Origin of the sequence: Paenibacillus sp. FSL F4-0100, from assembly GCF_037993005.1 — a bacterium.
Lineage (GTDB): Bacteria > Bacillota > Bacilli > Paenibacillales > Paenibacillaceae > Paenibacillus_AQ.
This window is the reverse complement of the sequence record NZ_CP150303.1, coordinates 2,922,160-2,942,071: the sequence shown is the minus strand read 5'-3', so window position 1 is coordinate 2,942,071 and position 19,912 is coordinate 2,922,160. Positions and strand designations below refer to the sequence as shown.

The 19,912-nt window shown below is 48.9% G+C and carries 17 protein-coding genes; 3 read left to right on the top strand and 14 right to left on the bottom strand.

Annotation, left to right across the window (positions count from 1 at the left end):
* Positions 1–100 precede the first annotated feature (100 nt).
* From MHH48_RS13160 to MHH48_RS13135, 6 genes are all read right to left on the bottom strand, one after another.
* On the bottom strand, positions 101–631 hold the full coding sequence (locus tag MHH48_RS13160; RefSeq protein ID WP_076321187.1) for a GNAT family N-acetyltransferase: 531 nt from the start codon (positions 629–631) through the stop codon (positions 101–103).
* A gap of 185 nt (positions 632–816) precedes the next feature.
* Positions 817–2,271 carry a sensor histidine kinase gene (locus MHH48_RS13155; RefSeq protein ID WP_076321186.1) on the bottom strand — a complete coding sequence of 485 codons (1,455 nt, stop codon included), beginning with the start codon at positions 2,269–2,271 and terminating at the stop codon, positions 817–819.
* Positions 2,268–2,966, bottom strand: a complete 699-nt coding sequence (locus MHH48_RS13150) for a response regulator transcription factor (RefSeq protein WP_076321185.1) — start codon at positions 2,964–2,966, stop codon at positions 2,268–2,270. Before MHH48_RS13150 ends, MHH48_RS13155 begins: the two co-directional genes overlap by 4 nt.
* A 3-nt stretch (positions 2,967–2,969) precedes the next feature.
* Positions 2,970–4,304 carry a VCBS repeat-containing protein gene (locus tag MHH48_RS13145; RefSeq protein ID WP_256720407.1) on the bottom strand — a complete coding sequence of 445 codons (1,335 nt, stop codon included), beginning with the start codon at positions 4,302–4,304 and terminating at the stop codon, positions 2,970–2,972.
* A 52-nt stretch (positions 4,305–4,356) separates the two neighbouring features.
* On the bottom strand, positions 4,357–5,076 hold the full coding sequence (locus MHH48_RS13140; protein WP_076321184.1) for an ATP-binding cassette domain-containing protein: 720 nt from the start codon (positions 5,074–5,076) through the stop codon (positions 4,357–4,359).
* 83 nt (positions 5,077–5,159) lie between these two features.
* Complete coding sequence (locus MHH48_RS13135; RefSeq protein ID WP_076321183.1) at positions 5,160–6,341, bottom strand: MFS transporter; 1,182 nt, start codon at positions 6,339–6,341, stop codon at positions 5,160–5,162.
* Between the two features lie 129 nt (positions 6,342–6,470).
* Between MHH48_RS13135 and MHH48_RS13130 the strand changes: the two genes are divergently transcribed.
* Positions 6,471–7,388, top strand: coding sequence for a helix-turn-helix domain-containing protein (locus tag MHH48_RS13130; RefSeq protein ID WP_076321182.1), 918 nt, complete (start codon positions 6,471–6,473; stop codon positions 7,386–7,388).
* Between the two features lie 16 nt (positions 7,389–7,404).
* Positions 7,405–8,142, top strand: coding sequence for an HAD family hydrolase (locus MHH48_RS13125; RefSeq protein ID WP_076321181.1), 738 nt, complete (start codon positions 7,405–7,407; stop codon positions 8,140–8,142).
* A 71-nt stretch (positions 8,143–8,213) separates the two neighbouring features.
* Here the strand turns inward: MHH48_RS13125 and MHH48_RS13120 are convergent, their stop codons facing one another.
* From MHH48_RS13120 to pdhA, 8 genes are all read right to left on the bottom strand, one after another.
* Positions 8,214–10,505, bottom strand: coding sequence for a type IA DNA topoisomerase (locus tag MHH48_RS13120; protein WP_076321180.1), 2,292 nt, complete (start codon positions 10,503–10,505; stop codon positions 8,214–8,216).
* A 116-nt stretch (positions 10,506–10,621) separates the two neighbouring features.
* Positions 10,622–12,109, bottom strand: coding sequence for a glutamate synthase subunit beta (locus tag MHH48_RS13115; protein WP_076321179.1), 1,488 nt, complete (start codon positions 12,107–12,109; stop codon positions 10,622–10,624).
* Positions 12,110–12,450: 341 nt separating this feature from the next.
* The gene (locus MHH48_RS13110; RefSeq protein WP_076321178.1) at positions 12,451–12,939 is read right to left on the bottom strand and encodes a dihydrofolate reductase; all 489 of its coding nucleotides are present in this window, start codon (positions 12,937–12,939) and stop codon (positions 12,451–12,453) included.
* Positions 12,940–12,997: 58 nt separating this feature from the next.
* Entirely contained in the window at positions 12,998–13,792 is a 795-nt protein-coding gene (gene thyA / locus MHH48_RS13105) for a thymidylate synthase (protein WP_076321177.1), read from the bottom strand.
* Positions 13,793–13,930: 138 nt separating this feature from the next.
* Positions 13,931–15,346 (bottom strand): dihydrolipoyl dehydrogenase, encoded by a 1,416-nt coding sequence (gene lpdA, locus MHH48_RS13100; RefSeq protein WP_009589200.1) that lies wholly within the window; start codon positions 15,344–15,346, stop codon positions 13,931–13,933.
* Between the two features lie 3 nt (positions 15,347–15,349).
* A complete protein-coding gene (locus MHH48_RS13095) occupies positions 15,350–16,669 on the bottom strand; it encodes a dihydrolipoamide acetyltransferase family protein (RefSeq protein ID WP_076321176.1) in 1,320 nt (439 codons plus the stop codon).
* A 29-nt stretch (positions 16,670–16,698) separates the two neighbouring features.
* Positions 16,699–17,676 carry an alpha-ketoacid dehydrogenase subunit beta gene (locus MHH48_RS13090; protein ID WP_076321175.1) on the bottom strand — a complete coding sequence of 326 codons (978 nt, stop codon included), beginning with the start codon at positions 17,674–17,676 and terminating at the stop codon, positions 16,699–16,701.
* Positions 17,677–17,843: 167 nt separating this feature from the next.
* The gene (gene pdhA / locus MHH48_RS13085) at positions 17,844–18,911 is read right to left on the bottom strand and encodes a pyruvate dehydrogenase (acetyl-transferring) E1 component subunit alpha (protein ID WP_076321344.1); all 1,068 of its coding nucleotides are present in this window, start codon (positions 18,909–18,911) and stop codon (positions 17,844–17,846) included.
* Positions 18,912–19,167: 256 nt separating this feature from the next.
* Between pdhA and MHH48_RS13080 the strand changes: the two genes are divergently transcribed.
* Entirely contained in the window at positions 19,168–19,896 is a 729-nt protein-coding gene (locus tag MHH48_RS13080) for an alpha/beta hydrolase-fold protein (protein WP_076321174.1), read from the top strand.
* The last annotated feature ends 16 nt before the right edge of the window (positions 19,897–19,912 follow it).

Below are 19,912 nucleotides of genomic sequence, written 5' to 3'. Positions count from 1 at the left end.
TACAAAAAAGCGATCCGTCACGGATCGCTTTTTCTCATGTATCGTGCCCTGCTGACTGTGTTTCAAGCGCATGCGACTTAGGTTTTATAAAACTGTAAAATTATGAAATAAATCTCTTCTCATATAAATTCACGACACGACCACCCATATCCTGCTCAGCCACGAACTGAAATCCTTGGCGCTGATAAAATTGATTCAGCGTTGGCAGATGAGTTACGCAATCCAGTCTGAAACCCTGTTTACCCATGGATAACAAATACGATTCCGCAAAGGAAATCATCTTGGTTCCAAGCTCCAGTCCCCGATAGGAGGCGCGCACGGTCAGCCGATGCAGATAACCATATGCCGGATCATCCCGCTCTCCCCAATAAGCTGGATCTCCATACTGTAACGTGAACATGCCGACGGCGACATCTTTATGCCAGAGGATAAACACCTCACGCTCCGCCAGGTACTGCTCCATCAAGTCGAAGGAGAAGATAGAAGGACTCCACTGCTTGCGCCCTTGCTGTTCCATCACCTCTGCCGCTTCCTTGAGAAGCGACAGCATCACTCCTGCCTGTTCTGCCTCAGCCACTTTTAATTCAAACAGACCTTGCTCAGTAGAAAACGTTGCTGCTGTGTGTCCCAATTCCGCACTCCCCCTTACACATCAGCCCCACAAAGTGGAGCCTATACCTCGCTGCTTAATCCGAATACTTTGCGGGGACCCCAAAACACTGCCCCACAACATATAATTGCGAATACAGTACGCTTCGCTGAAAACTTAACAATTCTGTACTCTTGAGAAAAGCTTTGCCGGTAACCCGGCAAAGCTTATACGGTCGGTCCGGCTACGTCATCCTCACCGTTCTCTAATCCGCCGGCCATCGGTATTTTCCCTTCAGGCAGCGGCAGCTTGACGATAACGGATGTTCCGTGCCCGAGTTCGCTTTCCATCTCCATCGTGCCCCCATGGAGTTCAATGAGCTGCTGCGTAATCGCAAGGCCCAGTCCAGTTCCCCCGTTAAGCGGATTAACCTGGAAGAACCGATCCTTTACCCGCCGCAGATGTTCGTCCGATATGCCAATGCCGTGATCTTCCACGGTTACGATCACAAACTTGTCTTCCATAGCGAAGGACAGGTTGATCACGCCGTTCTCATGCGAGAATTTAATCGCATTATCCACAATGTTCAGAAACACCTGCTTCAAGCGGTTGGCATCCCCATAGATAATCGGCTTTTCATCGGTCTCCAGTTTGATTTGGACGCCCTTCTTCTCGGCCTTGGTCCACAGATTGAGCATAATCTCTTGCAGAAGCTCCCGTAAATTCACGATACCCTTCACAAGCTTCATCTCATTCTGCTGGAGCTTGGAGAAGTCGAGCAACTCTTCAACAAGACCGATCAAACGATCGGTTTCCTTAGAAATAATCTGCATCCCGATCTTCGTTTCTTCCGGATCATAGCCACCGGAGTCGAGCGTTTCACTCCAGCCCTTAATGCTTGTGAGCGGAGTCCGCAGCTCATGCGAAATGGATGAAACAAAATCATCCTTTACCTGATTGCTTCGTACAATCTCCTGCGCCATGTAGTTCAGGGTTGACGACAGCTCACCAAGCTCGTATTTATAATCGCCTTTGATTCTCACGTTAAACCTGCCCTTGGCCATCTGCGCAGATACCGTGGTAATGTTGTTGAGCGGCTTTACGATGGAATTGGCCAGCCCGATGCTGAAGGCAAGCACGAGCGCTAGCACGGCCCCACCGATGCTGACGGCAAACAGCGTGATTTTCATCAGCTTGTCGTTAATGAACTCAAGCGAAGTCACATAGCGAAGAATGTACGTTTTCTCAAATCCGTTCGAAACGGTTTGAGATACAGCCATTACGATCTGCCCCGTACCTTGCTGTTTGCCAATCCAACGGCCCGTATTGCCTGCGAGCGCTTGGGTGACATCACTGGTCTTGATGGTCTGCTCTATTTCGAAACCGGTGGATGTGGAGAGAACTTGACCACCCGGATTCAAAATTTGAAGCTCCGTTGTATACAATTCAAAATGGCGAACCATCTCGCTCAACTGGTTAGCGTTCTCCGTCGAGGTTAATCGGAAGGGCTGATAAAAGGCGTTGGCGGTATTAATGTGATTCAAAATATGATTGTATACCGTATCGTAATAATACGATCGTAAAGCGATTAGAAATATAACCTCAATCAGCAGCAAGGCGATGAACACTACCAGGAAGTAGTGCAGCACGATTTGCCGCCGAATGCCTTTTTTGATGATCATTGTCCCTGACCCTTCCATTTATAGCCGTGTCCCCATACCGTCTGGAGGTATTCCGGCTCGGAAGGATTGCCTTCGATTTTTTGGCGTAGTCTCCGAATGTTCACGTCCACGATTTTGGGGTCACCCATATATTCTTTGCCCCATACATGATCGAGCAGCACATCACGACTAAGCGGCGTGTTTTCTTTCTCCAGGAAAAACTGCACCAGCGAAAATTCTGTTGGCGTCAGCTCCACCGGCTGCCCGTTCTTCTTAAACTGCTTGGAGATCAGATCCAGCGTAAAGGGACCTGATTGAAACGATACCTTGGCGGTTCCCGCACGCTGGACATTCACCCTCCGCAGTAAAGATTGCAGCCTGGCGATTAACTCCGTCGGACTGAACGGTTTGCTTACGTGGTCATCGGCACCAACGGAGAGGGCATACACTTTATCCTGCTCCTGAACTTTTGCCGTCAGGAAAATAATACCGATCCGCTCGTTCGTTTCCCGAATTCTGCGGCAAACTTCAAATCCGTCAATCCCTGGTACCATGACATCAAGCAAGGCGATATCGATATCTGGCGTCGTTTGCAGCAAACGAAGGGCTTCGTTGCCATCCCCAGTCTCCAGGACGTCAAAGCCGTTTCGTTTCAGATTAATTACGATAAAACTGCGGATAGATTCTTCATCTTCTAATATGAGCACTTTACTCAAGGTCTAGTTCCCCTTTCTTTCGATAGGAGCCACATTATTGCTGTTTGGCTTTTTATCTTTTTTACTCAATTTCAGATCGCCATGACTGCGATAAGCAATTACGCGGTTTTTCTCCTTCACCAGAATCTCCCAATCGGATTCGGCTTTTCCCCACTGGGCCTTTGAAAAGAATTTAATCTCGGCAACGGACTCTCCCGTGTCGGTCGTCACAAAATTCAAATAAGCATTTTTGTTGGATTCCGGCGTGATGGTAATCTTATTATACATGTCTGGCGGAAAGTCCAGATAGAATCGATTGTTCATATCGTAGTACCTTTGGAGCACGAATTGAAGCCCTTCTTTTTCGTTGTTCTCCCGTACCACTCCGTCCCACTGGAAGTACGTGGTGAAGAACGGGATCTCTTCCAGAATAAGCCGATCCTCCCAGCCGCTCGGTCTCGTAAGAACACCAAACTCTAAAATACCGTCATCATTCACATCTTCGCTCTCTACAGGCAGTTCCTTGTAGGTAAGCAATTCATCCTGAAGGACGTCAATAAACTGGTTATCCTCCATAATGATGAGTTTGGAATAAGAAGAGTTGGATACAACCGAAGCGTCCAAGATGATACCTTCTTTGTCCTTGGCCACTTTACCTGCGACAACATTGTAATAACTTTCGATATTCGGTCCCAGATCCAGCTTGTTCAGCTCGACAAAGGCGTCCTCGTATTTATCGTATTGATAGGTGCTGATATACGAGAGCTCTTTCTGTTGAAGATAGACAACCGTAATATCGTTGATCTTATCCCCGTTCATATCTCCGATATTAAAGTGTGTGTATGGCAAAGCCGGTATTTTTTCGAGCGAATTCCCGGAGAATGAATACACGGCCAGCAGGTTCTGAAGATTCTCTTCTCCGCGTGAGAAGCCGGCTACGATGTCGACCTTGCCGTCATTCGTAAAATCAACGAAATCAAACGACTCCAATACCGTCCCTTCTCCGTCGAAATCAAGATTCTTCACCCATGTGTCGCCTTGCTGCTGCATGATCATGCCATGGATTTTCACTTCATCGTCCGGCGTCTGATAGAAGACGACAGCTTCCAAAATTCCGTCATTGTCCAGGTCCTGAATACGGATGGAACTGCTATCCACGTCACTTCGCGGCCGGATAATGGCGGCATTATCCAGCTTATTCTTCAGAAGCGCAGATTGGATGGCGCCATTCAGCGTCGCTTTATCCGTCGGCAAATCCGGTTTCTTCATTAAAGAGACCGGGTCCTGAATAAAGGTGCAGCCGCTAATGATCCATAGTAACAAGCCTGCCAAGAGGGCTTGCATCACTCTATATTTCAATAAGTATCAACTCATTTCTATACATTCACCTGGCGTCTTTGGTGATCGATAATTACAGTCTTGACTTCTCGCCATGGGTTAAACGTCTTCCGGTCACATCCACGGCCAGCTCTCCGCCGGATAGACCCATGATCCGTGTGCAATACTTCTCGGCTAGCTCCAAGGGTATAACGGTAAATACGGTTAAACGTTCTTCCTCGCATAAGGATTTGAGCGTCTTCAATACATGCTCGGCCGAGGCCGGATCGAGTCCCGTGACCGGCTCGTCCGCCAAAATCACCTTGGCACCATGAACAAGTGCACGGGCAATAGCAATCCGCTGCTTCTCGCCGCCGCTTAACTCGCCGGCTTTTCGTTTGGCCTTGTCCAACAACCCAAGGTGCTCGATCGTGTCCATAGCTCCCATATAATCATCAGACCGGACCATCCCGGTTACCATCCGCCACAGCGGTGTTTGGCTGGATTGTCCGATCAATACATTCTTAAGTGCCGTTCGATTAACATTCAAGGACGGGTTCTGCTCAAGATAAGCCCATTCCCGGCGAATTCTCCGTTTTCCCGCAGGATTCATCATATCTTCGCCATCAATCGTTAATTTGCCTCCGTCCCATTTTTGCTGCATGGATAGACAGCTCATTAACAAGCTTTTCCCGCTTCCGCTAGCACCGATCAGACCGATCATTTCCCCGTGCTCCATCTGAAAAGTGATATCCTTTAACACCGGTGTGCGTTCAGGACCCATCGTTTTCTTCAGCCGATCCACTTTAATCATGTTATCGTCTCTCCCGTCAAGTGCATATTCCTACTCTCTAGTTTAGAAGAAAGCGAAAGCAATTGCCATGAGAACGCACGTTCCTATTCTTGTGTTGATGTGGTTTTGACTTTAAACCATAATCCCGTACAGGCAAACAGAATATACAATCCACCAAGCAGTACGAAGATCCCTCCGTTCCACCCCGTTTCCATGATGGCGCCCCCGGCATTCGGACCTGCTATGCTGCCCGCATTAAAATGGAAGGAAGCCACGACGTTGGCCGCCGGCAGCAGCACTCTGGGAAGGATATCCGCCGCATAAGCCAAACCGAGGGAGAAGAAAGAACCAACCAGGCCACCGGCCAGCGTTAATAATACTAAGGTTGCCCAGAAATTCGTTCCTGCTGCAGGAATGAGCAAGAAACAGCATCCGCCCACAATACCGGCGATCGTCAGCACCCGTTTGCGTCCGAATTTATCACTCCACATGCCGAGGGGAAGCTGCAGCACCAGACCGCCGATGCCGACAAAAGGAAGCAACGCCGAAATTTCGCCCAATGTAAATCCGCTTCTTAACCCGTAGACCGGGAAGTTGCTGTTAATCCCTGCTTCCATATAGCCGTAGAGAAACGCGGGAATCAACGCAAACCAGGCCAGGCGGTAGCTTTTGAGATAGCGTCCAGCTGGCTGCTGATCCCCACTCTCGCTTTTTTCCGGCTTCAAGTTCGGAAGTTTGAAGAGCACGACCAACAGAATGAACAAGAACAGCACGGCCAGAATTATAAATGGTACCGCCTCGCCATACTTCAGCAGCGGAATGCCCAGCGGCCCTATGCTGAATCCCAAACCGTAGGACATGCCATAAAAGGATATGCTTCGCCCCCGGTTCTTAACCGTTGACATCATCAGCACCCATAGCTGGGCGGCATAATGAAGTGCGCTATCGCCTATACCGACGAGCACGCGCAGTACAAACCAGACGGCCACGCTTGGAATCAACGGAAAAGCAACCAGCGACAGCATCACGAGCACTAGTCCCGAAATGATCAGTTTTTTGAAACCGACCCAGCCGAGAAGTCTTTCCGCAACAAGTGTCATGGCAAATGAGCCTACATATAAGGCAGCCGCGTTCAATCCGTTCATGGAGGATGAAATGCCCATCCGTTCCAAAAATATAGCCAGCACCGGCAATAACAGTCCCTGGCTTAAACCAGCCGCAACGACGACGGCAATTAAAATGAAATAATGAGTTCTCCCCTGACGGGGGGTTACAGCTTCTGTCACTGAAATATAGTCCTCCTCTAATGTGAAAAAACGATGAATTTAAACAGTCAGATGAACATTATAGTGGACAAGCCCAATCCATACAAGCCATAATAATAACAATGCCATCAATTGGGAGGGTATCCGTTAATGAAATATAAAGTTAGTATCGATGTATCTATGGTCTACGAGCTGCTGGGCAGCTTCATGATATATGCAACAAGGAAATGGACCGATAACCTGGATATCGGAAAACAGCTGATAACAGAGATGGACGAGCGTTTACCTCAGCCTGTTCGCGTCCAGTTCAGCCGAGCCCGATCATGGCCGCTCGCGGATTATGATGTGTTATACGCCTTAATCATGCTTCGGGGAGAACACCTTGAAATCCCGGATTTTCTGAATTGGATTGAAACTTCCGCCGTGGAAGAGCTGCATGACCTGCTTCAGCCTCACTTGCCCTCCCTCTCGCGGGATGAAACATCTAGAATTCGAGAAAACTACACACCGCTGATGAAGCTGTGGCATGAGCACTACTTCTCGGAAGTGGAGCCTGACCTATATCAGCTCCTGGAAGACGATGCCGAAGAGAAACGAATGCTCCTTCCGAAAATGGATGACGAAAATTTGATCGAATATGCCTCAAGCGGGGTTATACTGGACGATGTGCCTCAAGAAAACGTCGTTTTGTTCCCGGGCACGCATTTCCGGCCGATCAATACCTATTGCTTCTATGAGAACGTACTCCTGCTCCAGTATCCTATCGATATCCCGGAAGAAGAGGAAGATGAGCCGCCCGTCGTTCTCCTCCGCATGACCGAGGCTCTCGCCGACCCGAAACGCCTGCGTCTCCTGCGTTATATTGCAGATGAGCCGAAGGCCGTGTCCGAAATGGCGTCCGAGTTGGGTCAGCCCTATGAGGAATTGATGCACCACTTGATGATATTGAGAGCAGCAGGCTTGCTGCGCTCCCATCTGAAGTCCGAGAATAACGAAAGATTCAGTCTGCGGCCGGATGGGGCTGCCGAGCTTCAAATGTTTCTGGAAACTTACATTCGACTTTCATAGCAAGAAGGAGTATACCATGAGTAAAACATCGCAACATATTATCTTCGACATGGATGACACATTAATACATTGCAACAAATACTTCAATCTGATTCTCGGCGATTACTTCGAGTGTATGACCGAATGGTTTCAACATGTTGGCTTGACTACTGAAGAAGTCCGGGCCAAGCAGATGGAAATCGACGTAGCCGGCGTAGATAAGCTGGGATTTGCAAGTGCGAACTTCCCGCAATCCCTAATTGATACGTACCATTATTTCGGCCGCATTCATGGAAGAGAAAGCTCGCGCAAGGAAGAAGAGCTTCTCTACGAGTTAGGGCTCAGTGTATATGAGCAGGAAATCGAAGCCTACCCCGGCATGGTCGAGACGCTCGAGAAGCTTCAGGAAGATGGACACTGCCTCCACCTCTACACAGGAGGCGAGACTAAAATTCAGAAGCGGAAAATCAAACAGATGAAGCTGGCCGATTACTTCAATGACCGAATCTACATTCGCCAGCATAAAAATATTACGGCATTGGAAGAAATCCTCACGTTGGGGACATTCTCCCGCTCCGATACATGGATGATCGGCAACTCGCTTCGCACGGATGTCGTTCCGGCGCTGACGGCCGGCATCAACAGCATCTATATCAAGCAGCAGCGCGAATGGCAATATAATCTGGTCGAGTTGAAGCAAGAGCCGCATAATGTGCTGTATACCGTTTCGGCGCTGACCGAAGTGCCCGAGGTCATAGAAGATCACTTAGATTAATCAAAACAGACCGAGCCGATCAAGGAGGGGATCCCTGGTTGGCTCGGTTTTTTTTATTTAACGGTGTCGCCTCACGATTTCACGGCTTCATTCGAGTCCTCTGCCTGAACGGCAAGCTTTCCGTTCCCTTCAGCAGCTAGGACAATCCTGCCTTTATACGTGCTGCCGTCCTCGTTTTTAAAGGATAATAGCTGGGTCTTTCCTTGAAGCAGCAAGGATTTCAGCATCGCATGCGAAACTTGTTTACCGGCAAATTCCTTCCAGATGACATAGTTGCAGCCGGTTTTGAAATTTGCGCAGCCATAGCCTTTGCGTCCTTCAATAATATGCCCTTCACATCCGGGTCTAGGGCATCGGCCTAATGAAGAGCGTACGGACGGTGCTTCACTTGAAGTGGAGGCATCCGACTTCGGAGTCCGCTTAGCCGTACGTTCTTCCTTGTCGCGTGGGGCTGCGGCAACTTTCCCCGTGCTTCGCTTCCCTCTGCCTTTGGACTTGTCCTCGTCCCCGCCGAATAATGACGAAGGGGCCTGACGCTGCGAGGATACCTTATTGATGATCGAAATGGTAAACTTCTGCACGTTTTGCATGAACACGTCAGCCGAAGCCTCGCCCTTGGATATTTGGTGAAGACGCCGTTCCCATTGACCCGTCATCTCAGGCGAAGCGAGTAATTCTACGCCAGCATGCCGGATCAACTCCACCGCCGTCCTTCCCTTTTGGGTAACGGTGATTCTTTTGCCCTGCATCGTAATATATCCGACCTTCTTCAAGCGTTCAATGGTCGCTGCCCGGGTTGCCGGCGTTCCCAGACCGCTGTCTTTCATCGCATCCCGAAGCGCTTCATCCTCAATGGATTTTCCGGCACTCTCCATCGCCTTCAGCAAGGTACCTTCCGTATAACTCTTTGGCGGCTGGGTTGCCTTTTCTTTCACTTCGGATTTTTTGCAGTGTACCGACTCATCGGGAGACAGATCGAAGGAACGGTCGTTCCATTCCTGTGTTTCTTCTTCCTCGTCCTCTTTCCCCTTCTTGGAAGACTTGGCTTTCTTCTGCTCTTTGTCCTGGGCAATCAGCACTTTCCAGCCTAGCGACAGCAATTCCTTGATTCCCGTCTTAAACGTTTCGCCCTCGACCTCGGTGAGCACCGTATGCTGCTTATACATCGCCGGCGGGTAGAAATGGGACAGAAACCTGAGGATGACCAGATCGTAAATATGCTGCTCTTCCTTGCTGAGTGTGCCCGGACGCTTTAACGTCGGCAAGATGGCATGGTGATCCTCAACCCGCTGCGGATTGCAAACCGCTTTATTATTTATGTGCACCCGGCTAGGATCCGCTCCTTCAGCCATCGATGCATAGGAGGTCGATTTCAACATATGAAGTGCCTTGTGCATGCCCTCGATGTTCTGTTCATTTACATAATTGGAGTTGGTACGCGGATATGAAATCACCTTGTGACGCTCATACAACGCTTGCGCAAGATCCAGCGTTTTTTTGGCAGAATATCCGTATTTGGCATTGGCTTCACGCTGAAGCAGGGTCAAATCATACAATTTGAACGGATATTCTTTCGTTTCTTTGACTTCATATTTAGTGATGACCCCATTCTTCCCATTGACCTTGGATGCGATCGTCTCTGCTTTCTCTTGCGAGGTCAGCCGCTCTCCCTGCCATGTTCCGGTATACTCCAACTGCTCTTGTTTGAACACGGCCTTCACGTCATAAAACGTTTGCGATTCGAAGGCTTCGATTTCCTTCTGCCGGTCATAGATCAGAGCCAGAACCGGCGTCTGGACCCGCCCAACCGACAGTAATGTCTGATGACGGGTCGTAAAGGCACGCGATGCATTCATACCGATCAACCAATCAGCTTCACTGCGTGCGCGCGCAGCTTGCGTTAAATTCTCGAATTCAACCCCATCCTTCAGTTCCGCGAAGCCACGGGCAATGCTTTCCGCCGTTAAATCCGAAATCCATAGTCTTTTTACAGGCTGTTTCAATTTTAATTGCTGTTGGATAAGAGCGAAAATATATTGTCCTTCTCGTCCCGCATCACATGCATTTACGATATGGTTGCAGCGTTTGGCGACCTCTCCAATGACCTTCAGCTGATCTTTGGTTTTCGGATTCGGGATGATTTTGAATTGCTCCGGAATGATAGGCAGGTCCCGTAAATTCCAGCGTTTGTATTTCGGATCATATGCATCCGGCTCCGCTAGCCCAACCAGATGTCCGATAGCCCAAGTTATGATATATTGCTCACCTTCAAGATATGTACGGTTATTCTTGGCCCTCGGCTCGATGACCGCAGCGATGTTCCGTCCCATATCCGGCTTTTCGGCAATGACCAACGTTTTCAAATGACATTCTCCTCCCCGATGAGTCACCATGGCGCGGTGGCTAACTCCAAAAAGGACTTCGCTCTCGCGAAGTCCTTTTAACTACTATTAGTATGATAGCATATTTAGGAGAAGGATTAAACCAGTACGGTCGCACCCATCAAATATTTGTCTACCTCGCGTGCCACCTCGCGTCCTTCGTTGATGGCCCATACCACGAGGCTTTGACCGCGACGCATATCTCCGGCGGCAAATACTTTATCCACATTGGTCGTATATTTGCCATACGGTGCTTTCACATTGGAACGGCGATCCGTTTCAAGCCCCAGCTGCTCGACCAGCGTATGCTCCGGTCCGTCAAAACCGATGGCGATGAACGCCATTTGAGCAGGAAATGCCTTTTCTGTGCCCGGAATCGGTTGATACACTTTACGACCGGTTTCATCTACAATACGCTCGATTTGAACGGTATGAAGCTCCTTCAGATTGCCCTCTTCATCCCCGACAAATTTCGTGGTCATGATGGAGAATTCGCGTGGATCGTTGCCAAACAGCGCTTTGGCTTCCTCGTGTGCATAATCGAGCGTGTACACGTTCGGGAACTGCGGCCAAGGGTTCGCAATCGGATCACGCTCCAGCGGAGCCTGCTTATGCGTACCGAACTGAGTGACGCTGGTGCAGCCGTGACGAAGCGCTGTCGCGACGCAGTCGGAGCCGGTATCGCCGCCGCCAATGACGATAACGTCCTTGTCTTTTGCCGACAAGTAATTGCCGTCTTCAAGACCGGAATCCAGCAGGCTCTTGATGGTTCCGTTCAGATAATCCATCGCGTAATGAATGCCCTTGAGATCACTGCCCTCAATGTTGAATTCGCGCGGCTTTGTTGCACCGCCGCACAGTACGACGGCATCGTAGTCTTCCATCAGCTGCTTGGCGGGAATGTCCTTGCCGATTTCGGTGTTGACAACGAATTCGACGCCTTCAGCCGCGAGCAGATCGACACGGCGCTGAACAATGCCCTTGTCCAGCTTCATGGATGGGATCCCGTACGTCAACAGGCCGCCGATGCGGTCGGCACGTTCAAAGACGGTTACGGAATGGCCTGCTTTATTCAGTTGAGCAGCTGCAGCCAGCCCAGCTGGACCAGAACCGACAACGGCTATGCGACGTCCCGTGCGCTTTGCCGGCGGCTCGGGAACGACCCACCCTTCCTCAAAGCCCTTATCGATGATCGCTTGTTCGATGGATTTAATCGTGACCGGCTCCCCGATCAAACCGACGGTGCAGGAACCCTCACAAGGGGCAGGACATACGCGTCCGGTAAACTCAGGGAAGTTGTTTGTTTTATGGAGACGCTCTAAAGCTTCTCTCCATAATCCCCGATAAACAAGATTATTCCATTCCGGAATCAGATTGTGAATCGGGCAACCCGAAGTGCCGCCGAGCATATCGATCCCTGTATGGCAGTATGGCGTACCGCAGTCCATGCAGCGTGCTCCCTGGGTCTGAAGCTCTTCTTCTTCTAAATGTTTATGAAACTCTTCCCAGTCTTTAACTCGTTCTGCCGGGCTCCGATCTGCCGGAAGCTGGCGCTGATATTCCATAAATCCTGTTGGTGTAGACATACTGCTTTACCCCCATCCGTTCTATCCATGCTGGTTACCATGTACAATTTATCATATCATAAATCATCCGACATCGATCTTCAGATGACCCAAGAAACAGGTTTCAGCCTGATTTATTTTTTCTATTTATGCTAAAAAAATTTTTATCAGAGCATGAATCCCCACGATTAGCGGCTATTTAAGCTGCGATTTGAATAAACATTAAAAATATAGTAGCATTTCGCTTTTCTCCTGTTAAATGGACTATATGCATGATCATTTGTACTATCCTACTATCAAAGTGTTGTCAACATGAATGGATTGGAGGATGTCTATCCCGTTTAAGCTCACCAACAAGCTCTTTATTTTCGTTCAAATGTAACAAACCGGTAGGCATATGGATTTTTCTCATCTGTTATGCCGGGAACTTCTTCAATAATCCTCCATTCATCCCAGTTCACTTCAGGGAAGAACGTATCCCCTTCAAAAGTCTCATCAATAAATGTGCAGTACAGACGATCCGCTTTCGGCAGCATCAATTCATAGATCTGCGATCCGCCGATCACCATCAGTTCTCCGTTCTCCGCGTAGGGAAGGGCTTCATCGATATCATGGATCACGATGCCTTGATCCTCTGTCAGCGTGAAGCTTTTGTCTCTCGTAAGCACGATGTTCTTTCGGTGAGGCAGCGGTTTACTGCCAAAGGAATCCCAGGTCTTGCGCCCCATCAGAATCGTTTTGTGCAGGGTCGTCTCCTTAAAAAAGGCCATATCCCGCGGCAAACGCCACGGCATCGTACCATTCAGCCCGATCACCTGATCCTTGCCCATTGCCCATATCATGGATATCATGACTCCAGTCTCTCCTTCCTATATATGTGATGTCACTGCAAACCCGCTTGAACTCTATTTATACAGCTACGGTTGCTTTAATGGTTGGATGATACTGGTAACCCTCAAATTCAAAATCTTCGAATGTATAATCAAAGATGCTCTCCGGCTTGCGCTTGATGACCAGCTTCGGCAGCTCATAAGGCTCACGTTTAAGCTGCGTTCTGACCTGTTCCATATGATTGGAATAGATATGAACATCGCCTCCGGACCAGATGAATTCACCCGGCTCTAGGCCGCACTGCTGGGCAACCATATGGGTGAGCAGCGCATAACTCGCAATGTTGAACGGCAGCCCAAGGAAGCTGTCCACAGAACGCATGGTAAGCATACAGGAGAGTTTCCCGCCCGCCACGTAGAATTGGAATACAAAATGGCATGGAGGCAGCTTCATGTTATCGATCTCTGCCACGTTCCAGGCACTGACGATATGCCGCCGGGAGTCGGGATTGTTTTTAATCGAATCGATGACATTGGCAATCTGGTCGATATAGCGTCCATCCGGCGTTTCCCATGCTCGCCACTGCGAGCCATAAACCGGTCCCAAATTGCCGTCCTCATCCGCCCATTCGTCCCATATCCGCACGCCGTTTTCTTTCAGATACCGGATGTTCGTTTCCCCGCTTAAGAACCACAGAAGCTCATGGATCACCGATTTCAGGTGAATCCGCTTGGTTGTCATCAGAGGGAAGCCTTTGGAAAGGTCAAAACGCAGCTGTCTTCCAAATACGGATAACGTTCCCGTCCCCGTACGGTCCCCTTTCTCTACTCCATGATCAAGAATGTCTTGCAGCAGCTCCAAGTATTGTTTCATGTATAGTCACCTCACTAGAATCTCATATCAACAGTCTACCATGTTCGATATCCACACACAAAAACAGGAGGCAGAAACCGCCTGCGCGTTCTCTGCCTCCTGGCCGAATATATAATGACTCGAAAAACGTCGTTTGGATTAACGGGCAATGATGTGGATCGGATGACCCATAACCAATTCCGCAGCTTCCATTACGATTTCGCCAAGCGTCGGATGCGCATGGATCGTCAAGGCTACATCTTCAAGCGTAGCACCCATTTCAATCGCAAGACCGAGCTCTGCAATCAGGTTGGAAGCTTCCAGACCTACGATTTGCGCTCCAAGAATAAGTCCTGTTCCTTCTTCAGCCACGATCTTCACGAAGCCTTCAGGATGGTTCAAGGATACGGAACGTCCGTTACCAGCGTAAGGGAATTTGCCAGCTTTCACTTTATGGCCTTTTTCCTTCGCTTGAGCTTCGGTGTAACCTACGCTGGAGCATTCTGGATCTGTAAACACAACCGCTGGAATACACTTGTAATCCACAACGGAAGGCATTCCGGAAATGGCCTCAGCAGCCACTTTACCTTCATAGGAAGCTTTGTGTGCAAGCGCCAGACCAGACACGATATCCCCGATTGCGAAGATATGAGGAATGCTTGTGCGTCCTTGATGGTCAACTTTCACGAATCCGCGCTCATCCATATCGAGGCCGATCAGGTCCAGACCGAGCTCTCCGTCCGTGTTCGGACGACGGCCAACTGTAACCAGCAGGTAATCTGCTGTTACTTCTTTGGTTTCGCCATTCACGGAGTATTTCACGGTAACTTCTTTATCGTTTTGCTCAGCACTTTCAGCTTTAGCACCTGTAATAATTTCGATACCGGTTTTCTTCATGTTTTTCGTAACGAGGCTTGTCATGTCTTTGTCAAAGCCAGCCAGAACGCTGTCCAGACCTTCGATGATCGTTACTTTCGAACCGAATTTGGAGTACATTTGACCAAGCTCGGCACCGATGTAGCCGCCACCGATTACGATCATGCTCTTCGGTACTTCAGGCAGGTTCAATGCTTCGGTAGAAGACAAGATGCGTCCGCCAAACGGGAATGGCTTCAGTTCGATTGGACGGGAACCTGTAGCAATGATGCAGTTCTTGAAGCGGTAACGCGGAGATTCATGATCATTGAATACACGCGCTTCGTTTTCGTTGATGAACATGCACTCGCCGTTGAAAACTTCCACTTTGTTGCCTTTCAGCAAACCGGCTACGCCGCCAGTCATTTTTTTGACAACGCCGTTTTTGAATTCCTGTGTTTTCGCGAAATCAACCGTTACGTTCTCCACGGAAATACCGAATGCATCGGCATGCTTAGCGGATTCGAACTGATGAGCTGCAGCGATCAAAGCCTTGGAAGGAATACAACCACGGTTCAAGCAAACACCGCCGAGTTCCGATTTATCAACGATCAGAACCTTTTGACCCAGTTGGGCGGCACGAATCGCCGCCACATAACCACCAGGACCAGCACCAATGACTAGAGTATCAATATCTAAAGAAGCATCTCCAACTACCATTAGTTACACCTCCATAACAAGCAGCTCAGGGTTAGCGAGCAGTTGTTTAATATAGTTCATAAAGTTTTGAGCCGTTGCGCCGTCGATGATACGGTGGTCAAAGCTCAAGGACAATGCCATAACAGGTGCTGCTACAATCTCGCCGTTCTTCACAACCGCTTTTTCGCTGATGCGGCCAGTACCGAGAATAGCAACCTCTGGGAAGTTAATGATTGGTGTAAAGAACATACCGCCTGCGGATCCGATGTTTGTGATGGAAATCGTGCTGCCCTTCATTTCGTTAGGAGACAGTTTACCTTCACGGCCGCGAGCAGCCAGGTCACGGATGCTGTCAGCGATCATCCAGATGCTCTTACGATCCGCATCTTTGATAACCGGTACGATCAGACCGTTGTCTGTATCTGTAGCGATACCGATGTTGTAGTATTTTTTGTACACGATTTCGTTCGCTTCTTCGTCGATCATCGCATTCAAAGCAGGGAATTGACGGCTAGCCGCAACGAGTGCTTTAACGATGAATGGCAGATACGTAACTTTCGTGCCTTTCTTCTCCGCGATCGGTTTCATGCGAGTACGGAACGCTACCAGCTCGGTTACGTCAACTTCGTCCATGATCGTAACGTGAGGAGCTGTGTAAGCCGATTTAACCATGGCGTTCGAGATCGCTTTACGAATACCTTTGAATGGTACGCGCTCTTCTTCTGCACGAGTATCCACCGCTGCGGATGCTGCTGCAGGGGCTGCTTTCGTTTCGGAAGCCGCTTCTTGCGCTGGAGCTGCTGCTTGGCCTCCACCGTTTTTGAAGGCTTCAACATCTTCGCGAGTCACTTTACCGTTGTTGCCGGAGCCTTGCACTTGTGCAATGTCTACGCCTTGCTCACGAGCGAATTTACGCACGCTAGGTGTAGCCAGAACTTCACGGTTAGGTGCTGCTGGCGCTGCTGCTTCACCGTTTCCGCCTTGTTTAGCGTCAGCCGGAGCATTTTGAGCCGGTGAAGAAGTTGTATCTGCACTGCCTTTCGCTGCGTCAGCTTCTTGCGCCGACTGCTCTTCAGCAGGAGCTTCTTGCTCAGGAATGTCGCCTTCAGCATCGATGATAGCTACCACTTCACCGACACGGCACACTTGACCATCCTTGGCAAACACTTCTTGAACCGTACCGTTCACGGGACAAGGAACTTCTACGACTGCCTTGTCGTTCTGTACTTCCATGATGATGTCGTCGTCTGTTACTTTGTCGCCTGGCTTGATATGCATTTTGATGATTTCACCTTCATGCAGACCTTCACCCAGCTCTGGAAAACGATATTCAAATTTTGCCAACTAAAAAACCTCCCTAGATATTGCTGCTATTAGAAATTCAATACTTTATTGACGGCATCCACGATACGTGCTGGAGTAGGCAACCAAGTGTCCTCGATTTGCGCGAATGGATACACCGTGTCCGGCGGAGTCACGCGAAGCACTGGAGCTTCCAAGTGCAGAATCGCTTTCTCGTTGATTTGAGCGATAACTTCTGCAGCTACGCCTGCCGATTTTTGTGCTTCTTGAACCACGATGGCACGGTTGGTTTTCTTAACCGAAGCAAGCACAGTATCGATGTCGATTGGAGAAATGGTGCGCAAGTCGATGATTTCCGCTTTGATTCCGTTCTTCTCAAGTTCGTCCGCCGCTTTCGTTGCGGTATGAACCATCAGGCCGTAAGCGATGATCGTAACGTCTGTTCCTTCGCGAACCACGTTAGCTTTACCAAGCTCAATGGTGTAGTCGCCTTCAGGAACTTCAGCGCGGAACGCATGATACAGGTTCAAGTGTTCCATGAAGAACACAGGGTCATTATCGCGAATCGCTGCGATCATGAGTCCTTTTGCATCATAAGGATTGGAAGGTACTACAACTTTAATACCCGGGGTTTGTGTAATCAAACCTTCGAGTGCATCCGTATGCAGCTCAGCTGCTTTAACCCCGCCGCCGAATGGCGTACGGAATACGATTGGGGAGTTGTAACGTCCACCGGAACGGTAACGCATACGCGCTGCTTGAACGACGATTTGATCAAGCGCCTCAAAGATAAATCCAACGAATTGAATTTCAGCGATCGGACGGAAGCCTTGAATACCGAGACCTACTGCCAAACCGCCGATAGCGGACTCAGCCAGCGGCGTATCGAATACGCGCTCTTCCCCGAATTCTTTTTGAAGGCCTTCCGTTACCCGGAAAACACCGCCGACATTACCTACGTCTTCACCGAAGATGACAACGTTAGGGTCACGGCTCAATTCAACGCGCATGGCGTCGCGAATCGCTTCTTTCATGTTCATTTGTGCCATTGCTTCATTTCCTCCTTAAGAAATACAGTTCACTAAAATTCCAGTGTTATGCCTTGCGGCTATATATCGATGTCAAAACGTAATTTAAAACAGACCTGATGCATACAGCCATGACAAACCGGATGATTATCCAGGATCAACCTTCGACAATCATCGGCCCGTCATTTTTATTGAAAATCGGCTTTCTGCTCTTCCAGATGCTTCGGTGTTTGTTCGAACATGCTGTCGATCAAACCAGGTACCGTCATTTTTTCCGTTTGTTCTGCTTTTTTAATTTGCTCGTTGACTTTCGCTTTCGCTTCTTCTCTCACGCGAGCTGTATCTTCCTCTGTCCAGAGGCCTTTTGCTTCCAGGTACTTCGCAAGACGTGCGATCGGATCCTTCTCGTTCCACTCGCCCTCTTCTTCCTTCGTACGATATTTCGTAGCGTCGTCAGACAGGGAATGCGGACGGAAACGGTATGTCACAGCTTCGATAAGCGTTGCGCCTTCGCCATTGCGGCCGCGTTCTGCAGCATCACGAACGGCCTTGATCACAGCGAGAACATCCATGCCGTCAACTTTAACACCCTTGATACCAGCTGCTACAGCTTTATGTGCGATAGACAATGCTGCAGTCTGCTTGGAGAATGGAGTCGTGATTGCATAGCCGTTGTTTTGCACGAAGAAGATAACTGGCAATTTGTACACGCCTGCATAGTTCAAGCCTTCGTAGAAGTCGCCTTCGGAAGAACCACCGTCACCGGTATACGTAATAGCAACTTGTTTTTGCTTCTTCAATTTGTAACCCATAGCGATACCCATAGCATGCAAGATTTGCGCGCCAATGATGATCTGAGGCATCAATACGTTAACACCCTCCGGAATTTGTCCGCCGTGCTGATGTCCGCGGGAGTAGAGGAATGCTTGATAAAGTGGAAGTCCATGCCATACGATTTGCGGCATATCACGGTAGCCCGGGCAGACAAAGTCGTCTTTCTCAAGCGCGAATTCGCTACCTACCATTGTTGCTTCTTGACCGGATACAGGAGCATAGAAACCGAGACGTCCTTGACGGCCGAGATTTACGGCGCGGTCGTCCCAAGTACGGGTAAATACCATACGGTACATAATTTCTTTCAGTTGATCATCTGACAATTCAGGCAAAAGATCTTTGTTTACGATTTTGCCATCCGGGGAAAGTACAGATAGAGTATCGACTTCCTCGGTATATACTTCATAAGGAACCTTGGTCATTTTTTTCACCTCAATAAATATTTGAATATCAAGTTCCGCTGTTATAGAATTATTATACACCTGTTCCACTCCATTCGTCAAAGAAATACGAGATAAAATTTCATATTTCTTGACGTTTGTATGTATAACAGATAATAGAAAATACTATAACAGTATGACAAACATCATAGAACAGCAGCCAACTTAGACATGTCAGGGTAATTTTAACTTATTGTTTACCGCATTTCAAAAACTAACCCGAAAAAGGTGACGAATGATGACGAATGAACGTTTATTGAAGCGAACCATTGTAAAAGAAGTGATTGAAAGCAAGTTTCTGCAGGAGAATCGAACGCTGCGCATTTACCTTCCTCCCGGATACAATGAAATTCTCAGCTATCCTGTCGTTTACTGTCAGGATGGAGAGGAATTTTTCAATTTTGGTCGCATCGCGACTTGGGCCAACCAGCTCATACTCGAAGAAGGCGTGGAGCCGTTCATCATTGTAGGCGTGGAAGTGAACACCAAAGTTCGCACCGAGGAGTATGCGCCATTCGGCAACCGTTTCGATGCTTACCTATCCTGCTTCGCCGAAGAGATTATTCCCTTCGTTGAACAAAAATATCCTGTGCGCAAAGAGCCTGCCGAAAGAGTACTCGCCGGCGACTCCCTTGGCGGAAGCGTCTCCGTGCATCTGGCCTTGCGTTACCCGCATCTCTTTACCCGAATCATCAGCTTGTCCGGCGCCTTCTATGAGAAGTCTCAGAACATGATTAAGGAAGAACAGGATTTATCCTGGCTCGACATCTATATGATTGTAGGCTTGCAAGAAGACAACTACGCAACCGATACAGGTGTCTATAACTTCGTTGAACTGAATCGTTCAACAAAAGCATTGCTGGAAGAACGGGGTGCCACCCTATCCTATCTTGAAAAAGACGGCCGTCACCTTTGGGGATTCTGGCAAAAAGAGCTCCCTGCCGCTCTTATGTACTTCCTTGATTAATCGATTGATTGGCAAA

Excerpts from the sequence above, each read along its gene's own strand:
- MHH48_RS13155 (WP_076321186.1), bottom strand. The coding sequence starts at position 2,271 with ATGATCATCAAAAAAGGCATTCGGCGGCAAATCGTGCTGCACTACTTC.
- MHH48_RS13140 (WP_076321184.1), bottom strand. The coding sequence starts at position 5,076 with ATGATTAAAGTGGATCGGCTGAAGAAAACGATGGGTCCTGAACGCACA.
- MHH48_RS13130 (WP_076321182.1), top strand. The coding sequence starts at position 6,471 with ATGAAATATAAAGTTAGTATCGATGTATCTATGGTCTACGAGCTGCTG.
- MHH48_RS13125 (WP_076321181.1), top strand. The coding sequence starts at position 7,405 with ATGAGTAAAACATCGCAACATATTATCTTCGACATGGATGACACATTA.
- MHH48_RS13115 (WP_076321179.1), bottom strand. The coding sequence starts at position 12,109 with ATGTCTACACCAACAGGATTTATGGAATATCAGCGCCAGCTTCCGGCA.
- MHH48_RS13110 (WP_076321178.1), bottom strand. The coding sequence starts at position 12,939 with ATGATATCCATGATATGGGCAATGGGCAAGGATCAGGTGATCGGGCTG.
- thyA (WP_076321177.1), bottom strand. The coding sequence starts at position 13,792 with ATGAAACAATACTTGGAGCTGCTGCAAGACATTCTTGATCATGGAGTA.
- lpdA (WP_009589200.1), bottom strand. The coding sequence starts at position 15,346 with ATGGTAGTTGGAGATGCTTCTTTAGATATTGATACTCTAGTCATTGGT.
- MHH48_RS13090 (WP_076321175.1), bottom strand. The coding sequence starts at position 17,676 with ATGGCACAAATGAACATGAAAGAAGCGATTCGCGACGCCATGCGCGTT.
- pdhA (WP_076321344.1), bottom strand. The coding sequence starts at position 18,911 with ATGACCAAGGTTCCTTATGAAGTATATACCGAGGAAGTCGATACTCTA.
- MHH48_RS13080 (WP_076321174.1), top strand. The coding sequence starts at position 19,168 with ATGACGAATGAACGTTTATTGAAGCGAACCATTGTAAAAGAAGTGATT.